Genomic DNA, 18076 nt, shown 5'->3' with positions numbered 1-18076 from the left:
TGCTGGCCCCCATGTTGCATGGGGGCCAGCGTTTCTTGGATCAGTCGCCTTCGGCCACCCCATCCCGGCGGGCCTTTGCACGGCGCGCGCGGTAGCTGGGGATCACCACCAGCAATACGGCTGTAACCAGCAGGCCAAGCGTCATGGGCCGGTCGACAATAAAGCTGATGCCATCATAAAGCTGCATGGAACGCGAGAAATTGTCCTCCAGCATGCCGCCAAGGATGAAGCCGATCAGCAGGGGCGCCAGCGGATAGTCCGCGAACTTCAGCACGGTTGCTGCAAGCCCCATGCCAACAAGGATCAACAGCTCTGTCGCATTGTTTTGTCCGATGTAACTGCCCATCAGTGTGAAGAACAGAATGAACGGGATCAGATAGTTGCGCGGGATCGTCAGCACTTTGGCGATATAGGGGATCAGCGGCAGGTTCAGGATCAGCAGAACCAGATTGCCGATATACATCGAAATGATCACTGCCCAAAAGATCTGCGGATTGTCGATCATCAACCGTGGGCCGGGAGTGACGTTCAGCGCAATCAGCGCGCCCAGCAGGATTGCTGTGGTGCCAGACCCCGGAATGCCAAGCGTCAGAAGCGGCACAAAAGATCCGGTACAGGCGGCGTTATTGGCGCTTTCCGGCGCTGCAAGCCCCTTGATAGAGCCTTGCCCGAATTCTGCCTGATCTTCCTTGCTGGCGATATTGCGCTCTACCGCATAGCCAAGGAACGAGGCAATGGTTGCGCCGGCGCCCGGCAGAACTCCGATAAAGAAGCCCTGCAGCGACTGGCGCCCGATGACCGGCGCGATCTTGCGCCCCTCTTCGCGGGTGATGCGCAGGTTTTCGATCTTGCCGCTGTCCCCTTGCGCCGCGCGGGCCGGGTTCAGCACCAGGAACAGCGCTTCGGGCAGGGCAAACATCGCCATCGCAAGTGTGATAAAGCTGAAGCCCGATTGCAGATCCATCAGCCCCATGGTGAAGCGGGGCATATTGAACAGCGCACCTTCGCCCACCGTGGCCATGATCAACCCAACAAGGGTCATCAGCGTGGCCTTGGCGACATTGCCGGTGCCGGCAAAAGCTGCAATCGCCGACAGCCCGACCACCATGAGCGCAAAATACTCTGCCGAATGGAACAGCAGCGCAACCGTCGACAGCATGGGCGCAAAGACCATCAGCAGAACGGCCCCAATGGTGCCGCCGCCAAATGACGCAATCGCGGCCACGGTCAGCGCCTTGCCCGCCTGTCCTTTTCGGGCCATTGGATAGCCGTCAAAACTGGTGGCAACGGTGCCCGCAACCCCCGGCGCATTCAGCAGGATCGACGAGGTCGAGCCGCCAAAAATCGCGCCATAGTAGACCCCGGCCAGCAGGATCAGCGCGGCAGAGGGATCGCCAATGGTGATCGCAACGGGGATCATAATGGCAATAATGGACATCGGCCCCAGACCCGGCAGCATGCCGATAAAGGTGCCGATCAGGCATCCGGCGACCACCATGAGCAAATTCTGGATCGAAAAGGCGGCCCCTAGGCCAATCATCAAACCTTCTAGCATGGGTTCCCCTCCTCAGAAAAACATTGGCCAGGGGCGCAGGAAGATCCCCAGCACCTGATCGACCAGATACCAGACGGTGCCGCTGGCCAGTGCGGCCACGGGGATCAGGATGTGAAACTTGCGCTCGCCCAGAACAAAGGCACCGATGGCCAGAAAGGCAAAGGTGGAAAACAGGAACCCAAGCGGCCGCAGGCACAGCGCATAGGCCACCATCAGACCTATCAACAGCAGCGCATGCACCAGATGATAGTCGCCCAGACGGCGGTAATCGATGTCGGGTTTTTTGCCCGTCTCGGCGGCTTTTTCAAACCCAAGCAAGATAAACAGCGACGTGATCACGGCCATGACACAGAGAACCTTGGGGAAGGTGCTGGGCCAGATCGGGTTGCGTTTCATGAACGGCGGCAGGCTCGCGTCCATTGTGAAAAAGGCAGCATAGCCATAGGCCAGGGCTGCACAAAGAATGACAAATGCGACCCAACGATCGAGTGCCATGATCCCCTCCCTTGATGAAGTGCACCCGACCACATCGGGTCGGGTGCGCGTGTTTTGATGTTGTTTTTGTTGGTTTCACAGGAAGCCGAGCTTCTTCATCAGATCGCCGATGACCTGTTCCTGGCCTTCGAGGAAGGTTTTGAAGTCATCGCCCGAATTGTGGATGTTGACCCAGCCATTGCGCGCGCGCACGGCTTCCCATTCGGGCGTGTCATACATTTTGGTTATGGCAGCCTGGTACATGGCCAGCTTGTCCTCGGGCAGGCCGGGAGCCGCAAAGAAGCCGCGCCAGTTCACAAAGGTGGTGTCGATCCCCTGTTCCTTCATGGTCGCCGCGTCCCCGTAGGCACCGACGCGTTCGTCAGAGGTCACACCAATGATTTTCACCTCGCCGGCTTCCGCCAGGGCGACCGCTTCCGAGAAACCTGTAGACAGCGCTTTGATCTCGCCGGACAACAGGGCTGCCATGGCTTTGCCACCTGCGTCATAAGGAATGTATTTCAGGTCCAGCGGGTCTTTGCCCGCCGCTTCCATCACCATGGCGGCGACCAGATGGTCCATGCCACCGGGGACAGAGCCGCCGCCAACCGCGGTGCCGGACGGGTCTGCGTCATAGGCGGTCATCAGGTCGGCCATCGAATTGATTGGGCTGTCCTTGTTCACCACCAGCGCCGCATAGTCCCCAATGGTGCCCGCCACCAGCGTCAGGTCGCGGAAATTATGCGGGAACACACCGGTCAGGGAACGGATCACAATCGGGGTCGAATTGACCATGAGTGTGCCATGCTGGCTGTCGGCGTTTTCAATCATATAGCCAATGGCCTTGCCACCGCCGCCGCCGGACATGTTTTCGTAAGATGCGGTGCCGACCAGACCCGCGCCAGTGAGCGCCTCTCCGGTGCCGCGTGCGGTGCCATCCCAGCCACCACCAGCGCCGCCGGGGATCAGAAAGTGGATGCTGTCTACGACCTTATGGCCATCAGCAAACGCCGGGCCGGACAGGGTGAATGCCGCAGCCGCGGCCAGCAGGGCGCGACGGCCCAGTTCGAAAGTCATGTGGTTTCCTCCCATTTGACAACAGCAGCCTTCGCCGCTCTTGTCGGGCAAGGGTGGAGAGAAAACCTGACACAAAGCTGACACGCAGGGAAAACACCAAAGGGAGGTGGGCGACACACATGCGGTTCTTATTAATTGAGGACAATCAAAAACTCGCCGAGGCGGTCATGGATCGTCTGGGTCTGGACGGGCATGTCGTGGATCATGCCGCCGATCTTCAGACCGCGTGGGATTTTGCCGCCGTTTCAGGTTACGATTTGATTTTATTGGATATTAATCTTCCAGATGGTGACGGAAGATCCTTCCTGTCGCGCCATCGACAGGCCAAAATGCGCACGCCGGTGATCGTTCTCACCGCGCGCTCCGAGGTCTCTGACCGGGTCGGGATTTTGGATCTGGGCGCGGATGATTACATGGTGAAGCCCATCGATTTTGCCGAGCTGGAAGCCCGCTGTCGGGCCGTTCTTCGCCGCCGTGGCGGTGAAGCACAGAACCAGATTTCGCTGGGAAATCTTGGATTTGATTCGCATTCGGGGGTTCTGACAAACGGCGATCGGGACATCCAATTGCGCACCCGCGAGCTGCGGTTGTTCGAAATTTTTGCCAAATCACCGGGGCAGATTTTTTCAAAATCCGCGTTGGTAGAGCGGCTGATCTTCCACGAAGACGACATTTCAGAAAATGCAATTGAGGTTTATGTCGGGCGGCTGCGTCGGCATCTGCAAGGATCTTCGGTGCGGATCACCACGCTGCGCGGGCTTGGTTACAAGCTGGAAATTGCATGAGACCTTCGGTGTCCAGAGGCTCAATCCGGCGCAGGCTGCTGATGTCGCTGCTGGCCAGCGCCGCGGTTCTGGCGGTTGCGGTCTATTTTGTCGTCATGTCGGTTGCCAGCCAGGTGGCGCAGCAAAGCCAGGACAATGTGCTAGAGGCCTCTGCTCGCTCTATCTTGGACAGCGCCCGTTTTGTGGCGGGGGAGATCAGTCTTGATCTGCCCTATTCGGCGCTGTCCATGCTGGACGGAGTGGTACATGAACGGGTCTTTTATGCCATTCGGCTCGAGGAGGAGTTTCTGAGCGGCTACCGGGATCTGCCGCGGGCAACCGGCGGCAAGGCGGGCACGCATGGGTTTTTCTCGGCGGCGTTTCTGGGCGATGAGGTGCGCATTGCCTCTGTGCAACGGTCGGTTGCCACCGATATGGGGCAGCGGGTGTTGCAGGTGTCTGTCGCGCAAACGCGGATGGGGCAGACACAGGCGCTGGCCCGCATTTCGCGGACCTCAATGGGGATCGGGTTTGGCTTCTTTTTGTCGTCGGTTCTGTTGGCCATTGTGGTGGCACGCAGCACCATTCGCCCGCTGGATCGGCTGACGGTGTCCGTGTCGCGCCGCGGCCCCAAAGACCTGCGCCCCGTGGCGGCACCGGTGCCAAAAGAAATGGTGCCGCTTGTCACGTCGTTGAATTCCTTGATGAAACGACTGAAGAAATCCCTGTCCCGCTCCGAGGACTTTATCGCGGAAGCCGCCCATCGGGTGCGCACGCCGCTCGCCATTGTGCGCACCAAAGCCGAAGTCGCCCGGCGCCGCGTGCAAGATCCGGCCACGCGCGACGCCCTGTCCGAGATGATCCATGCCATCGATGACAGCTCGCGCACGGCGGGTCAGCTGTTGGACCATGCGATGGTGACCTTTCGACTGGATCACCTGTCAGAGCAAGACGTGGATCTGCCACAGCTGGTCGCGGAAACAGTGGAGCGGCAGCGTCCTGTGTCCGAGCTGAAAAACATCCATCTGATGACCTCGGTACTGGAACCCTGGGTTCTGAAGGGGGACCCGATTTTGCTGCAAAACGCGCTGCTGAATGTGCTGGACAATGCAATCAAATACGCACCAGACGGTGCGCAGGTTGATATTGTGGTCAAGGCCCGCGCGGGCGGCGCTGTTCTGTCCGTCAGCGATACTGGGCCTGGATTTCCAGAGGATGAAATGGAGACACTGACAGGCCGTTTTGCCCGGGGCGGCAATGCAGGAGATGTCATTGGATCCGGCCTTGGGCTGACCATCGCCAAAGAAGTGATCGACGCGCATGGCGGCGATTTGAACATCACCAATATTGCAGGAGCAGGCGGATGCGTTTCCTTCTTTTTTCCCTTGTCCTGACGGCCTTTGCCCAGATCAGTGCGGCCTTCGAGATCGAAGACCAGACCCGCTTTGGCGTCGAAGGCGGTGCCGAGAGGCTGCGCATTATCTCCACCGCTGACATCGCGTTTTTTGAACCCATGGTAGACCCCTTTCTAACGGCCCATCCAGACACAGAGATCGAATATGTGGTTGTCAGCTCTGCGGAGTTGATGCGCGCGCTTCAGGACGAGAACGAAACCTTTGATCTTGCGATTTCCAGTGCCATGGACCTGCAGACAAAACTGGCCAATGATGGCATGGCACTGCGGCATTCTTCCAGCGCGACCCTATCGGTGCCTGCCTGGGCGGTTTGGAATGACATGCTCTTTGCCTTCACGCAGGAACCCGCCGCAATCGTGATTTCCAATGCCGGGTTCGCGGACCTTCCGGTGCCCAAGGATCGTCACGACCTCATTGATTTATTGCGCAACCACCCGGACCGTTTTCGGGGTCGGGTCGGAACCTATGACGTCCGTGCCTCGGGGCTGGGCTATCTGTTTGCGACACAGGACACGCGGGCGTCAGAGACCTATTGGCGCCTGACCGAAGTCATGGGGGCGCTGGACGCGCGGCTGTACTGCTGTTCGTCTGACATGATCGATGCGGTCGCCAGCGGAGAGCTGCTGATCGCGTATAACGTGCTTGGGAGCTACGCGATGAACCGCGTGGGGCAGGACGCGTTTTCCATCGTCCTGCCCACGGATTTCACCACCGTGATGCTGCGCACCGTGCTGATCCCAAAGGCGGCGGCCTCGCCGGATCTTGCCCGCGAATTTGTCGACCATTTGCTGGTGCAGGCCCATGCGGCCCCGACGGATGGGGTGGCGGCAGAGCTGGAGCAAATCGAAACCTCCCTGAACCGTATTCGGATCGGCCCCGGCCTTATGGTGTTCCTCGATCAACTGAAAAAGCGGGCGTTTCTGTCCGAATGGACAAATGCCATCTTGCAGGATTGATGTGATCTCAGGCTGCGCGACCTGTGGCGCGGACCTGCTCGACAAGCTGTGCGACATGTGACGGGGCGCGCGGAATGATACCGGACGGATTGAGCGCTTTGATTGAGTAATAGCCTGAAAGGACATGCGTCAGGTTCACCGTGTCCGCGAGGCCCGGCACGCGCAGCATGCGCTCTAGGTGCTTTTGCACATGGGCGTAGTCCGCAATGCGCTTCCAATTGGTTTTGAACAGCCCGTGATAGGCCGCGTCAAAGCGCAAGCTTGTGACAAAGAGGCGAATATCGGCTTCGGTCAGCTGATCGCCCAGCAAGAATGCGCGCCCATCGGAGAGCCGCGTGTCCAGCACATCGAGCGCGGCAAAGACGCCTGTGGCGGCTTCCTCATAGGCCGCCTGCGAGGAGGCAAAGCCTGCTTTGTACACGCCATTGTTCAATTCGTTGTACATCCAGGGGGCCAGCGCATCGATTTCAGCGGCCAAATGTGTGGGGTACAGATCAAAGTCAGAGCGGGCCAGATCCCCAAAACCAGTGTTGAGCATCCGCAGGATATCGGCGCTTTCGTTGTTGACCATAACGTTTTGTTTTTTGTCCCACAGGACAGGCACCGTGGCACGGCCAGTGAACTGCGGGTCCGCTTTGGTGTAGATCTGGTGCATATAGTCGGCTGCGAACAGCGGATCTGCATCCGCGCCATCGAAATCTCCGAACTTCCATCCCTGATCGGTCAGAAACGGCTCCACCACGCTGACGGTGATGACGTCTTCCAACCCTTTTAACTTCCGTGCGATCAGGGCTCGGGACGCCCAGGGGCAGATCAGCGCAACATAAAGGTGGTAGCGCCCGGTCTCTGCTTTGAAGCCTGCCTCACCGGTTGGGCCCGCCGCGCCATCGGGCGTGACCCAATTGCGAAAGCTGGAGGTTTGCCGGACAAACCGTCCCGCGCCATCCTGTGCTTGAACCGGGTGCCAATCGCTTGTCCATTTGCCGTTGACCAACATGATTTCAAACCTTTTCCGTAGTGAAGGTGACCCGCACACCCGAGGGTGCGGTGCGCGTTTGCGCCTGCGTGGCTGCCACGTCTGGCGCGTAGAGTGTGATATCTGAAAGCCCCGCGATCCCATCGTGGCGGGCCGTTTTGCGGCCGCGTGACCAGACATTGGTGGCCAGCTGATGGTGGTATCCACCCGCCCCCCAGAAGATGCCCCCCGGCGCGCGCGCCATAGCGGTGAAGCCTGCGTCGCTCCAGAAGGTCTCTGCCGCTGCAAGGTCCGTGGTCTGCAGGTGCACATGTCCGATGCGGGTGCCCGGCGGGGCTGCGCTCCAGCGGCCTTGCGGCAATGTATGCGCCGACAATGGTTCGGTGGTGAGCTGAAGATTGCCCTGATCATCGTACCATTGGTCCGTGGGGCGATCTGCGTAGACTTCGATGCCATTGCCTTCAGGATCAGCCAGATAGATGGCCTCTGACACCCCGTGATCGGCGGCCCCCTGAAGGCGAATGCCTTTGGCCTGAACATGATCCAGCCAGGCCCCCAGATCTGCGCGCGCGGGCAGCAGAAACGCGGTGTGGTAGAGCCCGGCAAACTGGCCGCTGTTTGCATCCAGCCCACCGGGGGCGGAGAGGGTCAGAAATGCAGTGTCTAGGCCCAGACTGGTTTGCGTGGCGGTTTGTGACAGCACTGTCAGCCCAAGGAGATCCCTGTAAAAGCGGGTCATGCGATCCAGATCCCGAACCAGAAGCGTGACATGCGCGACGGAAATCGGCGCGGCAGAAAGGTCAAAAGCTAAAGGGCTTGATGAGGTCATCGGCCTGTCCTTTGGTTGGTGGAGCAAGCGCAGGCAGTCGGGCCTGCGCCTCGGTTTGAATTAGGATGCCGCCAGATTTTTCGATTTGGCCCAAGAGGACAGATCCAGCGCAAAGGCCCCGCTGCCCAGCCCCGCGATGACCAGATTTGTCACCGCCCAGAACATCGGGAATTCCCATCCCCCACCTTCGTTGGAAAACACCCAACCATTGCCACCATGGGCAAAGAACACAGCACCGAGCAGGATTGGAATAAGGCCGAGGGCGACAAGCCGTGTCTGAAAGCCCAGCACAAGGGCAAGCCCGCCCAGAAGCTCAGCAGCAATGGTGGCATAGGCCAGCGGCCCCGGCAGGCCGAGGGACTGGAAGAAACCCGCCGTTCCAGCAGGGGTAAACACCAGCACCTTGAGCAGGCCATGTGCGATAAACGTCACGCCAGAGGCCACACGAAGGGCCAAAGCAGCATAGGGTGCAGTTTTGTGATCAAGCATAAGAGATGTCCTTCGTCTGAGAGATGAACTTTGGATGTCGGCCGGACGGGGTGTGTCGCGACTGGGCTAGATTTGGCATCTTTGGGTGGGGCGAAAAATAGCCCTATTGACGAATGACTTTCGCCGTGATGTTCGTAATGGCATGGATCTGATGACAGGAATGAAGACCTTTGTGGCGGCGGTTGAGACGGGGTCTTTCACCGCTGCGGCGGCGCGCATGCATCTTTCGCCCAAACTGGTCAGCAAATATGTCGGCCAGCTTGAAGACCGCCTTGGCGTGCGGCTGTTGCATCGCACAACCCGCCAGCTGAGTATTACAAGTGCGGGGCAGCTGTACTATGCGCGGGCTGCACAGCTGATCGAAGATCTTGATACACTGGAAGCCGATGTGCGCGCCGATGTTGCCGGGCTGACGGGGACACTTCGCCTGTCGGCGCCGACCACTTTTGGCGAACTTCACCTACAGCCGCTGCTGCTCGACTTTGCTAAAGGTCACCCGGATCTGACGTTTGACCTGTATCTCAGCGACCGTCCCGTGGATCTGGCGGAAGAGGGGTTTGATCTGGCCATTCGCATTGGCGCCCTGCGCGAGACGAATATGATTGCGCGGCGGTTGGCACAGACCCAGTTGTGGTGTGTGGCCCATACGGATTACCTCTCGCAGTACGGAACCCCTGACACCATCGAGGCGTTGTGCCATCACAGATGCATTCGCGATAGCAATTCGCGGTCCACGACGGCCTGGCCGTTTCTTGTGGATGGGCACTCCAGCCGCATTCCGGTCGACGGGCCGTTTATGGTCAATTCGGCGCAAGTGGTGCGAAACCTTGCGCTGGCGGCGCAGGGCATTGGCCTTTGTCCTGATTATGTTGTGGCCGAAGACGTGCAGGCAGGGCGTTTGCAGCGCCTGTTTCCGCAGGCCGAGACGCTGACGCTCGATATCCACGCGGTGTTCTTGGAAAACAGGCATTTGCCGGCACGGGTGCGGGCCTTTGTCGACTTTGTCGCGCGCCGTCTCAAGCAGCAAGAAAGTTTTGCCCGCTTGCAGGACGATTAGACAAAAAGGCGCAAACCCGCGACGACGGACACGCCTGCCAGCATGGAAATCGGCAGGTTGCGCGTCTTGGCGGCCACCAGTAGCGCAATGAGACCCGCGACCCATTCAATGACGCCGCCTTTGATCATCATGAGCGCGACCAGCGCCATGATCAAACAGCCGGGCAGGGCGTCCAGCCCCCGCGCCCATGCACCCGACTGCGGCAAGCGCAGAGCAAGGAAAAACCCGCCCAACCGGATCGCATAGCTGGCCGCACCCAGCCCCAGAACGGTCCACCAGATCTCAGTTGTCATGAGAAAGCCCCGCAACCACAGCACCGCTGATCGCACCCAGCAACAGCCCCCAGCCTGCAAGTGACGGGAACAAAACGACAAAGAGGGCAACGGTGCCCGCAGCCACCAGCCAAGGGAACAGATCACTGCGCCCCCGCCACAACCCCGGCAGCAATGCAATGAAGACCGCGACAATTGCAAAATCCAGTCCAAAGCGCGCGGGATCCGGGATCCCCTGCGACAGCACCGCGCCGATGCTGGTCGAGGCCACCCACACCAGCAGCAAAAGCGCGCCACCGCCTAAGAGATACCAATAGCTTGCCAATGCCCCACGGTTCTTGGCCGTCTGCATCAGCGCCACCGAGGCGTCGGTTGCCAGATAGACCCCAGTGGCAATCTGCCACCAAGGGCGCTGAACAAGCGCGCTCCGCATGCTGGCAGTGATCAGCAGAATGCGCATGTTCAGGGCAGCACCTGCCACAATGGCCGCTGCCACACCCGCCCCGGCTGTCAGCTGGTCCAGAGCCACAAGCTGTGCGGAGCCGCCAAACACCATGGCGCTCATGGAGAGCGACTGCAAAAAGGAAAACCCCGACTGCGAGGCCAGCAGACCAAAGGCCACACCATAGGTCGCCGCTGCCAAAGCCATGGGCAGCATATCACGCGCGCCAAGCAGGATCTCGGACCGTGTCGTGGATGGGGCTTGCATCTGGATTGACCTTTTATGTCGAACGATGTTCATTATGACGAACATAGAATGTTCGCCAAAAAGCACAAGGGTTCATTATAATGGACAGCATGACGCCAAATGATCTGATCGCCAATGCCATTCAGCGCGAGCGGAGCCGCAAAGGCCTGAGCCTATCTGCGTTGGCCTCTCGGGCGGGGCTGGCAAAATCGACCTTGTCGCAATTGGAATCCGGCAAAGGAAACCCAAGCATCGAAACGCTCTGGGCCATTGCCGAGACGTTGGATGTGACTTTTTCCACCTTGTTCGAGGTCAGCAAACCGGATGTCAGCCTGATCCGGGCTGACGAAGGGGCGCGGTTGGGGTCGGATCACGCCACTTTCCAGACCACGCTGCTCGCGAATTGCCCGACCGGAACCCGCCGGGACGTGTATCGCGTGGATCTGGAGCCGGGGTCGACCCGCAAGTCCACCCCGCACCCAGCGGGCACATTTGAACATGCGGTTGTCTGTGTGGGTCAGGCCCGCGTAGGACCACTGGAGGCGACCGAGATGCTCAATGCCGGGGACTACTATCGCTACCCGGCGGACCGGCCACATGTCTATGAGGCTATGGAGCCGGGAACCCAGTTGATTGTTGTGATGGAAACCCGCGACTAACCGCCCCGAGTCAGATCGCGTCCAACAGATCAGAAATTGCGGATCTATAGCGCGCAAGCACCGTATCGCGGGCAATATGGCGCCCTTCTTTGACGACATGACGACCCGCGGACCATGTGTCGGTGACCACGTCGTCAGAGGCTGCAAAACACAAGCCATCCAGAATTTGATCTGTCCGCAAGGCACACAGCGCCGGGTGCTGTGTATCGATTGCAACCAGATCGGCAAGTTTGCCGACCTCGATACTGCCGGCATCCCGGTTCAGCGCCTGCGCACCGCCCGCCGCCGCCCCTGTGTACAAAGACTGCCCCACGGACCCTTCGGTTGCCACCATGACATTGCGTTCAAAATCACGCAGCCGCTGAGAATATTCCAGCGTCCGCAGCTCTTCGGATAACGAAATCCTGACATTGGAATCCGAGCCGACCCCAAAAGCCCCGCCCTGCGCCAGATAGGTGGGGCCATTAAACGGACCATCACCCAAGTTTGCTTCTGTGATTGGACACAGGCCAGCAACCGCGCCGCTTTGGGCCATGGCCACTGTTTCGGCCTGTGTCATATGGGTGGCGTGGATCAGACACCAGCGGTCATTGACCTCTGCATTGTTCAAAAGCCAGTCCACCGGACGCGCGCCAAGCTTGGCCTGAACATCGGCCACTTCTTTCAGCTGTTCCGAGATGTGAATATGCACGGGGCCTGTGGGATGGGCCGCCAGCACCTGTGCCAGATCAGAAGGAGAAGTTGCGCGCAACGAATGCGGGGCGATCCCGACCTGCGCGTCAAAAGGCAGCTGGGTCAGGGTCCCTTTGCAGGCATCCACAAGGTCACAGAACCGGTCCACACTGTTGGAGAACCGCAACTGCCCCCCTGCCAGGGCCTCCTGATTGACGCCGGCATAAGTGTAAAGCACTGGCAGATGGGTCAGGCCAATCCCGGTCTGCGCCGCAGCGGCAAAGACGCGATCGCTCAGCTCACTCAGCGCCCCATAGGGGGTGCCGTCAGACTGATGATGCACATAGTGGAATTCCCCAACGGCGGCATAGCCTGCTTCCTGCATCTCCAGGAACACAAGGGCCGCAATGGCCTCGAACTGTTCTGGGGTCAGGTGATCCAGAAACCGGTACATCAACGCCCGCCAGGTCCAGAAGCTTTCTTTTCCTGCCGCGCGGAACTCTGTCATCCCGGCCATTGCACGTTGGAAACTGTGGCTGTGCAGGTTGGCCAGCGCAGGCAGCAGCGTATCCACGCGGTAGTCGCCTTCTGCCGGGTCTACGCCCTGTTCGACAGCCGTGATCCGACCGTCCAGACAGGTCACCCGGCAGTTCTTAAACCACTCTTGCCGAACCAGAAGATGCGTCGCGTGGATGTTCATGTTCTTACTCATTTCTCAAAATCGCGGGCTGAGCCCTGTGCGATGGGCGTCAGAAAGGACACGCCTGCTGCGAGACAGGCGTGTCCTTTCTGGGGGGCCTCAGCCCAGAATGGCGGGCAGGCGCAACCCGTTCACGCGCGCACATTCTTTGGCGTCCTCGTAGCCTGCATCCGCATGGCGCCAGACACCAGAGGCCGGGTCGTTCCACAACACACGCTCCAGACGTTTGGCGGCATCGTCGGTGCCATCGGCACAGATCACCACACCGGAATGCTGCGAAAAGCCCATGCCAACGCCGCCACCGTGGTGCAGCGACACCCAGGTCGCGCCCGAGGCCGTGTTCATCAGCGCATTCAGAAGCGGCCAATCCGACACCGCGTCGGAGCCGTCTTTCATCGCCTCGGTCTCGCGGTTGGGCGACGCAACAGAGCCGGAATCCAGGTGATCGCGCCCAATGACAACGGGTGCTTTCAGCTCGCCATTTTTGACCATCTCGTTGAACGCAAGGCCAAGGCGGTGACGATCGCCAAGACCCACCCAGCAGATCCGCGCAGGCAGACCCTGAAATTCGATCCGTTCGCGGGCCATGTCCAGCCAGTTGTGGAGGTGCTTGTTGTCCGGCAGCAGCTCTTTGACCTTTTGGTCGGTCTTGTAAATGTCTTCCGGATCGCCCGACAGTGCCGCCCAGCGGAACGGGCCAATGCCTTTGCAGAACAGCGGACGGATGTAAGCGGGAACAAATCCCGGGAAGGCAAAGGCATCCTCCAGCCCCTCTTCCAGCGCAATCTGGCGGATATTGTTGCCATAATCCACGGTTGGCACGCCATCTTTGTGGAAGGCCACCATCGCTTCGACTTGCACCTTCATCGAGGCACGCGCGGCCTGTTCGACTTCTTTCGGTGCAGTTTCCGCCTTGGCGCGCCATTCCGCCACGGTCCAGCCCTGCGGCAGGTAGCCATTGACCGGATCATGGGCCGAGGTCTGGTCGGTGACGATATCCGGGCGGACACCGCGTTTATAAAGCTCGGGGAAGACATCCGCCGCATTGCCGATCAGGGCAACCGATTTGGCCTCGCCGGCTTTGGTCCAGCGCGCGATCATCTCGAGCGCCTCATCAATCGAATGGGTTTTCTCGTCGACATACCGTGTGCGCAGGCGGAAATCGGCAGAGCGTTCGTCACATTCAACTGCCAGACAACAGGCGCCGGCCATCACCGCTGCCAAGGGCTGCGCGCCGCCCATACCGCCAAGGCCGCCGGTCAGGATCCATTTGCCTTTCAGATCCCCGCCATAGTGCTGACGACCTGCTTCCATGAAGGTTTCGTAGGTGCCCTGCACAATGCCCTGGCTGCCAATATAAATCCACGAACCTGCGGTCATCTGGCCGTACATCGCCAGCCCTTTTTTATCGAGCTCGTTGAAGTGGTCCCAATTCGCCCAATGCGGCACAAGGTTGGAATTGGCGATCAGAACCCGCGGCGCATCCTTGTGGGTTTTGATGATTGAGATCGGCTTGCCGGACTGCACGATCAGGGTTTCATCCGCTTCCAGATCCTTGAGGCTTTCGACAATCAGATCAAAATCTTTCCAGGTCCGTGCCGCACGGCCAATGCCGCCGTAAACCACCAGCTCATGCGGGTTTTCGGCCACATCGGGATGCAGGTTGTTCATCAACATCCGCAGCGGCGCTTCGGTCAACCAGCTTTTGGCGGTCAACTCGGTTCCCGTCGGCGGAAAGATGTCGCGGCTGTTTTTGCGGGGGTCACTCATTGTTCACTCCAGGACTTAAAGGTAGCGGCCCGACAGGGCATGTTCGGAAAGGGTTTCCAGCATCAGCTGCAAGTGCACGCGGGCTGCGCGCGCGCGGGTGTCGTCATAGGCCCAGGGCGGTGTTTCCTGCATGTAGGCCCGCTGGGAAATTTCCATTTGGATGGCGTGGATGCCGGTCTCTGGCTGCCCGTAGTGCCGGGTGGTCCAGCCGCCTTTGAACCGGCCGTTCAAAACCGACGACAGGCCCGAGGTCGCGGCAATTCTATGCACCGCCTGCTCGAACGCCGGCGCGCAGGTGGTGCCGTTGTTGGTGCCCGTGTTGAAAATCGGCAGCTCCCCTTCGAACAGAAAGGGGATGTTTGAACGGATCGAATGGCAATCAAACAGGATCGCAATGCCGTGTTTGTCGCGCACGCGGTCCAGCTCAGCCTTTAGGGCTGCGTGGTAGGGCGCGTGATAGGCAAGGCGGCGGGCTTCGATTTCATCTTCGGATGGTGTTTGACCCTCCAGCCAGAGTGTCTGGCCGTCGAAATCCGTCAGCGGCACAAGCGTTGTGGTGTTCTGACCGGGGTACAGCGACACCCCCTCTGGGTCGCGGTTCGCGTCTATCACATAGCGGTGCACATTGGATTTCACGACGGTCGCTTCGGGCAACAGCCCCTCATAGAGCCGCGTGATGTGCCAATCTGTGTCCGCAAGGCCTGCGCCATTGGTGTTGAACCGGCGGGCTATGTCCTCGGGCACAAAGGTGCCGCCGTGGGGTTGCCCCAGAACAATCGGGCTGTCGCCGCGGGTGACATCAAAGACCTGCATCAGAAAATCTCCGGAAGGTCGGTGCCGACAGCAGTGAGGATCGCACCCGATGCCACCAGCATTTTGGCTTTGGCCAGATCGGGCGCCATGTAGCGGTCTTCTTCCAGTGTGCTCACGTCCTCGCGCAGTCGGGCAATGGCATTTTGCAAGGGCGGGCTGGTTTTCAGCGGGGCGCGGAATTCCACCCCGCGTGCCGCACACAGCAGCTCTACGCCCAGTATATGGTTCAGGTTTTCCACCATACGTTCCAGACGGCGCGCACCGTGGGCGGCCATTGAAACGTGATCTTCCTGATTTGCCGACGTTGGCGTGCTGTCGGTCACACAGGGGTTTGCGAGATGTTTGTTTTCACTCATCAAAGCGGCGGTTGTGACCTCTGCAATCATCAGGCCTGAGTTCAGTCCGGGATCCGGTGTCAGGAAAGGCGGCAGGTCATGGCTGAGGGTCGGATCCACCATCAGGGCAATGCGGCGCTGCGAAATTGCACCGATTTCCGACAGGGCGAGGGCAATCATATCGGCGGCGAAGCCCACAGGTTCCGCATGGAAGTTTCCGCCCGAAACGATCATGTCGCTGTCTGTCAGCACAAGCGGGTTGTCGGTGGCAGCATTTGCCTCGATCACCAGTGTTTGCGCCGCCTGTCGCAGCACATCCATTGCGGCACCGGTCACCTGTGGCTGGCAGCGGATGCAATAGGGGTCCTGAACGCGACTGTCCCCGTTCCGGTGGCTTTCGCGGATTTCGGACTGGGCGAGAATGCTGCGCATAGCGCTTGCCGCATCAATCTGTCCCCGATGGCCGCGCAGGCCGTGAATTTCCGGCTGCATTGGCGCCGTCGATCCCATGATCGCATCGGTCGAAAGCGCAGAGATCACCAGTGCATTCTGCGCTGATTGCCAGACTTCAAACAGGCCAGCCAAGGCATAAGCCGTCGAAAACTGCGTGCCGTTGATGCAGGCCAGCCCCTCTTTGGGGCCGAGTTCTATCGGGCGCAGCCCAGCTTTTTCCAGCGCCTCGGCACCGGGCAGACACGCGCCCTGAAAGATCGCTTCACCTTCGCCGATCAAAACGGCGGTCATATGGGCCAGCGGGGCAAGGTCGCCCGACGCCCCGACAGACCCTTGGGCGGGCACCACCGGGGTTACGTCCTTGGCCAGCATGTCCTGCAACAGGTCGATCAGCGCCCACCGCACGCCGGACGCGCCGCGCCCAAAGCTCAGCAGTTTCAGCGACATCATCAGACGCACCAGCCGGCGCGGCATTGGTTCACCAACGCCGCAACAATGGCTGAGGATCAGGTTGCGCTGCAAAACCGCCGTATCGCTGGCATCGATCTTGAGGCTGGCAAGTTTGCCAAAGCCCGTGTTCACCCCATAGACCGGGACATCCCCGGCCGCCGCCACGGCAATTCGGCTTGCCGCATCCTCCACCGCAGGTCGGCAGATCTGGTCCAACCGCACGGATGCTGTATTCCAATAGATGTGTTCCAGGTCTGGAAGCGACACCTGCCCGGGAACCAAAGTGAGCTGTGTCACGCTTGACCTCCATAGATGCGTTTGTGCAGCGGGTTAAACCCGATGCGATAGGCCAGTTCGGCTGGGCGGGCGACATTCCAGACCGCCAGGTCGGCGCGCTGCCCCACGGCGAGGGTGCCGCGATCTGTCAGCCCCAGTGCCCGCGCGGCGTTGCAGGTGACGCCAGCCAAGGCTTCCTCGGGGGTCATGCGGAACAGGGTGCAGCCCATGTTCATCGTCAGCAGCAGCGATGTCAGCGGGGAAGAGCCAGGGTTGCAATCGGTTGCCAGTGCCATGGGGGTATTGTGATCCCGCAGGGTCTGAATTGGCGGCTTCTGGGTTTCACGCAACGTGTAATACGCTCCCGGCAGAATGACGGCTGTGGTGCCGGCCTGCGCCATGGCAACAACGCCCTCTTCGTCCAGATACTCGATATGGTCCGCCGACAGCGCGCCATAAGAGGCCGCCAGTTTTGCACCACCAAGATTGCTCAGCTGTTCCGCATGCAGCTTCACCGGCAGGCCGAGCGTTTTTGCAGCCTCAAAAACCCGCGCAATCTGATCCGGCTGGAAGGCAATGCCTTCGCAGAAGCCATCGACACAATCGACAAGACCTTCGTCAAAGGCGGTGCGCAGCGTCGGGATCACCACGTCACTGATGTAGTTCGCATCGCGACCCTGAAATTCCGGCGGCGTTGCATGTGCGCCCAGATAGGTTGTTTCGATATGGATCGGGCGCAATTCGGCGATCCTGCGCGCAGCCCGCAGCATGTTCAGTTCGGGTTCTGGCGCGAGGCCATAGCCGGATTTCACTTCGATCGAGCAGACGCCTTCGGCGATCATCGCATCCACACGGGGCAGGGCGCTTTGAACCAAATCGTCAACGCTGGCATCCCGCGTCGCCTTAACGGTTGAGATAATGCCGCCCCCGGCGCGGGCGATGTCCTCGTAGGATGCACCATTCAGGCGCATCTCGAACTCCTGCGCGCGGTCACCGCCGTAGACCACATGTGTGTGGCAGTCGATCAGGCCGGGTGTCACCAAACGGCCGCCAAGATCTTCGACCTCTGCTGTGTCAAACTGGACGGGAAGCTCAGCTTTCGGGCCAACCCAGCGGATCACCCCTGCTGACACAGCAATCGCTCCGTTTTCAACCAACCCGTATGGCGCCCCAGCAGAGGCAAAGGTCGCCAGTTGCGCGCCGCGAAAAACCTTCGTGTCAGCCATCAGAATCTGTTCCCAATTGGTGTCTTGGATTTATTGGTATGGTTTTGACCCCTTTTTGTCTACACAAAAAGAGAATAAACTGGCGCAAAGGCAAAAGCTGCCCCCATCGGTTGCCTCAATCTTGGCGTGGATTGGCCGAAAACGACAAGCGTCTTTGCAATACGGCCTAT

The 18076-nt window shown here is 59.8% G+C and carries 18 protein-coding genes; 5 read left to right on the top strand and 13 right to left on the bottom strand.

Going from position 1 to position 18076, the window contains the following annotated elements; genetic code table 11:
* Window positions 1-40: 40 nt before the first annotated feature.
* The 3 genes from TRM7557_RS09855 to TRM7557_RS09845 all read right to left on the bottom strand — a co-directional run bounded on the left by TRM7557_RS09855 (window position 41) and on the right by TRM7557_RS09845 (window position 3106).
* Window positions 41-1555: a tripartite tricarboxylate transporter permease gene (locus tag TRM7557_RS09855; protein ID WP_058290057.1), complete on the bottom strand. Its 1515-nt coding sequence runs from the start codon at window positions 1553-1555 to the stop codon at window positions 41-43.
* Between the two features lie 12 nt (window positions 1556-1567).
* Window positions 1568-2050 (bottom strand): tripartite tricarboxylate transporter TctB family protein, encoded by a 483-nt coding sequence (locus TRM7557_RS09850; protein WP_058290056.1) that lies wholly within the window; start codon window positions 2048-2050, stop codon window positions 1568-1570.
* Between the two features lie 75 nt (window positions 2051-2125).
* Window positions 2126-3106 (bottom strand): Bug family tripartite tricarboxylate transporter substrate binding protein, encoded by a 981-nt coding sequence (locus TRM7557_RS09845; protein ID WP_058290055.1) that lies wholly within the window; start codon window positions 3104-3106, stop codon window positions 2126-2128.
* A 119-nt stretch (window positions 3107-3225) separates the two neighbouring features.
* On the opposite strand from TRM7557_RS09845, the gene TRM7557_RS09840 reads away from it, so the two are divergent.
* The 3 genes from TRM7557_RS09840 to TRM7557_RS09830 are packed head-to-tail and all read left to right on the top strand — an operon-like array spanning window position 3226 to window position 6241.
* Window positions 3226-3891, top strand: coding sequence for a response regulator transcription factor (locus tag TRM7557_RS09840; RefSeq protein ID WP_058290054.1), 666 nt, complete (start codon window positions 3226-3228; stop codon window positions 3889-3891).
* 8 nt (window positions 3892-3899) lie between these two features.
* On the top strand, window positions 3900-5264 hold the full coding sequence (locus TRM7557_RS09835) for a sensor histidine kinase (RefSeq protein WP_328586546.1): 1365 nt from the start codon (window positions 3900-3902) through the stop codon (window positions 5262-5264).
* Window positions 5234-6241 carry an ABC transporter substrate-binding protein gene (locus TRM7557_RS09830; protein WP_058290052.1) on the top strand — a complete coding sequence of 336 codons (1008 nt, stop codon included), beginning with the start codon at window positions 5234-5236 and terminating at the stop codon, window positions 6239-6241. The genes TRM7557_RS09835 and TRM7557_RS09830 overlap by 31 nt, the downstream gene beginning before the upstream one ends.
* Before the next feature lie 7 nt (window positions 6242-6248).
* Here TRM7557_RS09830 and TRM7557_RS09825 read toward each other — a convergent pair whose 3' ends face one another.
* From TRM7557_RS09825 to TRM7557_RS09815, 3 genes are read right to left on the bottom strand one after another with little or no spacing between them, the layout of a single operon-like run.
* Entirely contained in the window at window positions 6249-7238 is a 990-nt protein-coding gene (locus tag TRM7557_RS09825) for a glutathione S-transferase family protein (protein WP_058290051.1), read from the bottom strand.
* A 4-nt stretch (window positions 7239-7242) separates the two neighbouring features.
* Window positions 7243-8046, bottom strand: a complete 804-nt coding sequence (locus TRM7557_RS09820) for a VOC family protein (protein ID WP_058290050.1) — start codon at window positions 8044-8046, stop codon at window positions 7243-7245.
* 60 nt (window positions 8047-8106) lie between these two features.
* Window positions 8107-8535, bottom strand: coding sequence for a DoxX family protein (locus tag TRM7557_RS09815; RefSeq protein ID WP_058290049.1), 429 nt, complete (start codon window positions 8533-8535; stop codon window positions 8107-8109).
* 142 nt (window positions 8536-8677) lie between these two features.
* Between TRM7557_RS09815 and TRM7557_RS09810 the strand changes: the two genes are divergently transcribed.
* Window positions 8678-9592: a LysR family transcriptional regulator gene (locus TRM7557_RS09810; protein WP_058290048.1), complete on the top strand. Its 915-nt coding sequence runs from the start codon at window positions 8678-8680 to the stop codon at window positions 9590-9592.
* On the opposite strand, the gene TRM7557_RS09805 is transcribed toward TRM7557_RS09810, so the two are convergent.
* Both TRM7557_RS09805 and TRM7557_RS09800 read right to left on the bottom strand, forming a co-directional pair.
* Window positions 9589-9885: an AzlD family protein gene (locus tag TRM7557_RS09805; RefSeq protein WP_058290047.1), complete on the bottom strand. Its 297-nt coding sequence runs from the start codon at window positions 9883-9885 to the stop codon at window positions 9589-9591. The two genes, TRM7557_RS09810 and TRM7557_RS09805, sit on opposite strands and share 4 nt — an antisense overlap.
* Window positions 9875-10573: an AzlC family ABC transporter permease gene (locus TRM7557_RS09800; protein ID WP_074942155.1), complete on the bottom strand. Its 699-nt coding sequence runs from the start codon at window positions 10571-10573 to the stop codon at window positions 9875-9877. The genes TRM7557_RS09805 and TRM7557_RS09800 overlap by 11 nt, the downstream gene beginning before the upstream one ends.
* Before the next feature lie 80 nt (window positions 10574-10653).
* On the opposite strand from TRM7557_RS09800, the gene TRM7557_RS09795 reads away from it, so the two are divergent.
* Complete coding sequence (locus TRM7557_RS09795) at window positions 10654-11211, top strand: helix-turn-helix domain-containing protein (RefSeq protein ID WP_058290046.1); 558 nt, start codon at window positions 10654-10656, stop codon at window positions 11209-11211.
* A 10-nt stretch (window positions 11212-11221) separates the two neighbouring features.
* Here the strand turns inward: TRM7557_RS09795 and TRM7557_RS09790 are convergent, their stop codons facing one another.
* The 5 genes from TRM7557_RS09790 to hutI all read right to left on the bottom strand — a co-directional run bounded on the left by TRM7557_RS09790 (window position 11222) and on the right by hutI (window position 17906).
* Window positions 11222-12583: a formimidoylglutamate deiminase gene (locus TRM7557_RS09790; protein ID WP_058290045.1), complete on the bottom strand. Its 1362-nt coding sequence runs from the start codon at window positions 12581-12583 to the stop codon at window positions 11222-11224.
* Between the two features lie 99 nt (window positions 12584-12682).
* On the bottom strand, window positions 12683-14353 hold the full coding sequence (gene hutU, locus TRM7557_RS09785) for a urocanate hydratase (RefSeq protein WP_058290044.1): 1671 nt from the start codon (window positions 14351-14353) through the stop codon (window positions 12683-12685).
* A 15-nt stretch (window positions 14354-14368) separates the two neighbouring features.
* Window positions 14369-15166 carry an N-formylglutamate deformylase gene (hutG, locus tag TRM7557_RS09780; RefSeq protein WP_058290043.1) on the bottom strand — a complete coding sequence of 266 codons (798 nt, stop codon included), beginning with the start codon at window positions 15164-15166 and terminating at the stop codon, window positions 14369-14371.
* Window positions 15166-16701 (bottom strand): histidine ammonia-lyase, encoded by a 1536-nt coding sequence (gene hutH, locus TRM7557_RS09775; RefSeq protein ID WP_058290042.1) that lies wholly within the window; start codon window positions 16699-16701, stop codon window positions 15166-15168. Before hutH ends, hutG begins: the two co-directional genes overlap by 1 nt.
* The gene (gene hutI / locus TRM7557_RS09770; RefSeq protein WP_058290041.1) at window positions 16698-17906 is read right to left on the bottom strand and encodes an imidazolonepropionase; all 1209 of its coding nucleotides are present in this window, start codon (window positions 17904-17906) and stop codon (window positions 16698-16700) included. Before hutI ends, hutH begins: the two co-directional genes overlap by 4 nt.
* Between the last annotated feature and the right edge of the window lie 170 nt (window positions 17907-18076).

The sequence above is a fragment of the Tritonibacter multivorans genome (genome assembly GCF_001458415.1).
Taxonomy (GTDB): Bacteria; Pseudomonadota; Alphaproteobacteria; order Rhodobacterales; family Rhodobacteraceae; genus Epibacterium; species Epibacterium multivorans.
This window is presented reverse-complemented; position numbering and strand designations above follow the sequence as displayed.

Bases quoted from the DNA above. Each gene is read 5' to 3' on its own strand.
- TRM7557_RS09790 (WP_058290045.1), bottom strand. From the start codon at position 12,583: ATGAACATCCACGCGACGCATCTTCTGGTTCGGCAAGAGTGGTTTAAG.
- TRM7557_RS09805 (WP_058290047.1), bottom strand. From the start codon at position 9,885: ATGACAACTGAGATCTGGTGGACCGTTCTGGGGCTGGGTGCGGCCAGC.
- TRM7557_RS09795 (WP_058290046.1), top strand. From the start codon at position 10,654: ATGGACAGCATGACGCCAAATGATCTGATCGCCAATGCCATTCAGCGC.
- TRM7557_RS09820 (WP_058290050.1), bottom strand. From the start codon at position 8,046: ATGACCTCATCAAGCCCTTTAGCTTTTGACCTTTCTGCCGCGCCGATT.
- hutG (WP_058290043.1), bottom strand. From the start codon at position 15,166: ATGCAGGTCTTTGATGTCACCCGCGGCGACAGCCCGATTGTTCTGGGG.
- TRM7557_RS09840 (WP_058290054.1), top strand. From the start codon at position 3,226: ATGCGGTTCTTATTAATTGAGGACAATCAAAAACTCGCCGAGGCGGTC.
- hutI (WP_058290041.1), bottom strand. From the start codon at position 17,906: ATGGCTGACACGAAGGTTTTTCGCGGCGCGCAACTGGCGACCTTTGCC.
- TRM7557_RS09810 (WP_058290048.1), top strand. From the start codon at position 8,678: ATGGATCTGATGACAGGAATGAAGACCTTTGTGGCGGCGGTTGAGACG.
- hutU (WP_058290044.1), bottom strand. From the start codon at position 14,353: ATGAGTGACCCCCGCAAAAACAGCCGCGACATCTTTCCGCCGACGGGA.
- TRM7557_RS09830 (WP_058290052.1), top strand. From the start codon at position 5,234: ATGCGTTTCCTTCTTTTTTCCCTTGTCCTGACGGCCTTTGCCCAGATC.
- TRM7557_RS09815 (WP_058290049.1), bottom strand. From the start codon at position 8,535: ATGCTTGATCACAAAACTGCACCCTATGCTGCTTTGGCCCTTCGTGTG.
- TRM7557_RS09845 (WP_058290055.1), bottom strand. From the start codon at position 3,106: ATGACTTTCGAACTGGGCCGTCGCGCCCTGCTGGCCGCGGCTGCGGCA.
- TRM7557_RS09800 (WP_074942155.1), bottom strand. From the start codon at position 10,573: ATGCAAGCCCCATCCACGACACGGTCCGAGATCCTGCTTGGCGCGCGT.
- TRM7557_RS09825 (WP_058290051.1), bottom strand. From the start codon at position 7,238: ATGTTGGTCAACGGCAAATGGACAAGCGATTGGCACCCGGTTCAAGCA.
- TRM7557_RS09850 (WP_058290056.1), bottom strand. From the start codon at position 2,050: ATGGCACTCGATCGTTGGGTCGCATTTGTCATTCTTTGTGCAGCCCTG.
- TRM7557_RS09855 (WP_058290057.1), bottom strand. From the start codon at position 1,555: ATGCTAGAAGGTTTGATGATTGGCCTAGGGGCCGCCTTTTCGATCCAG.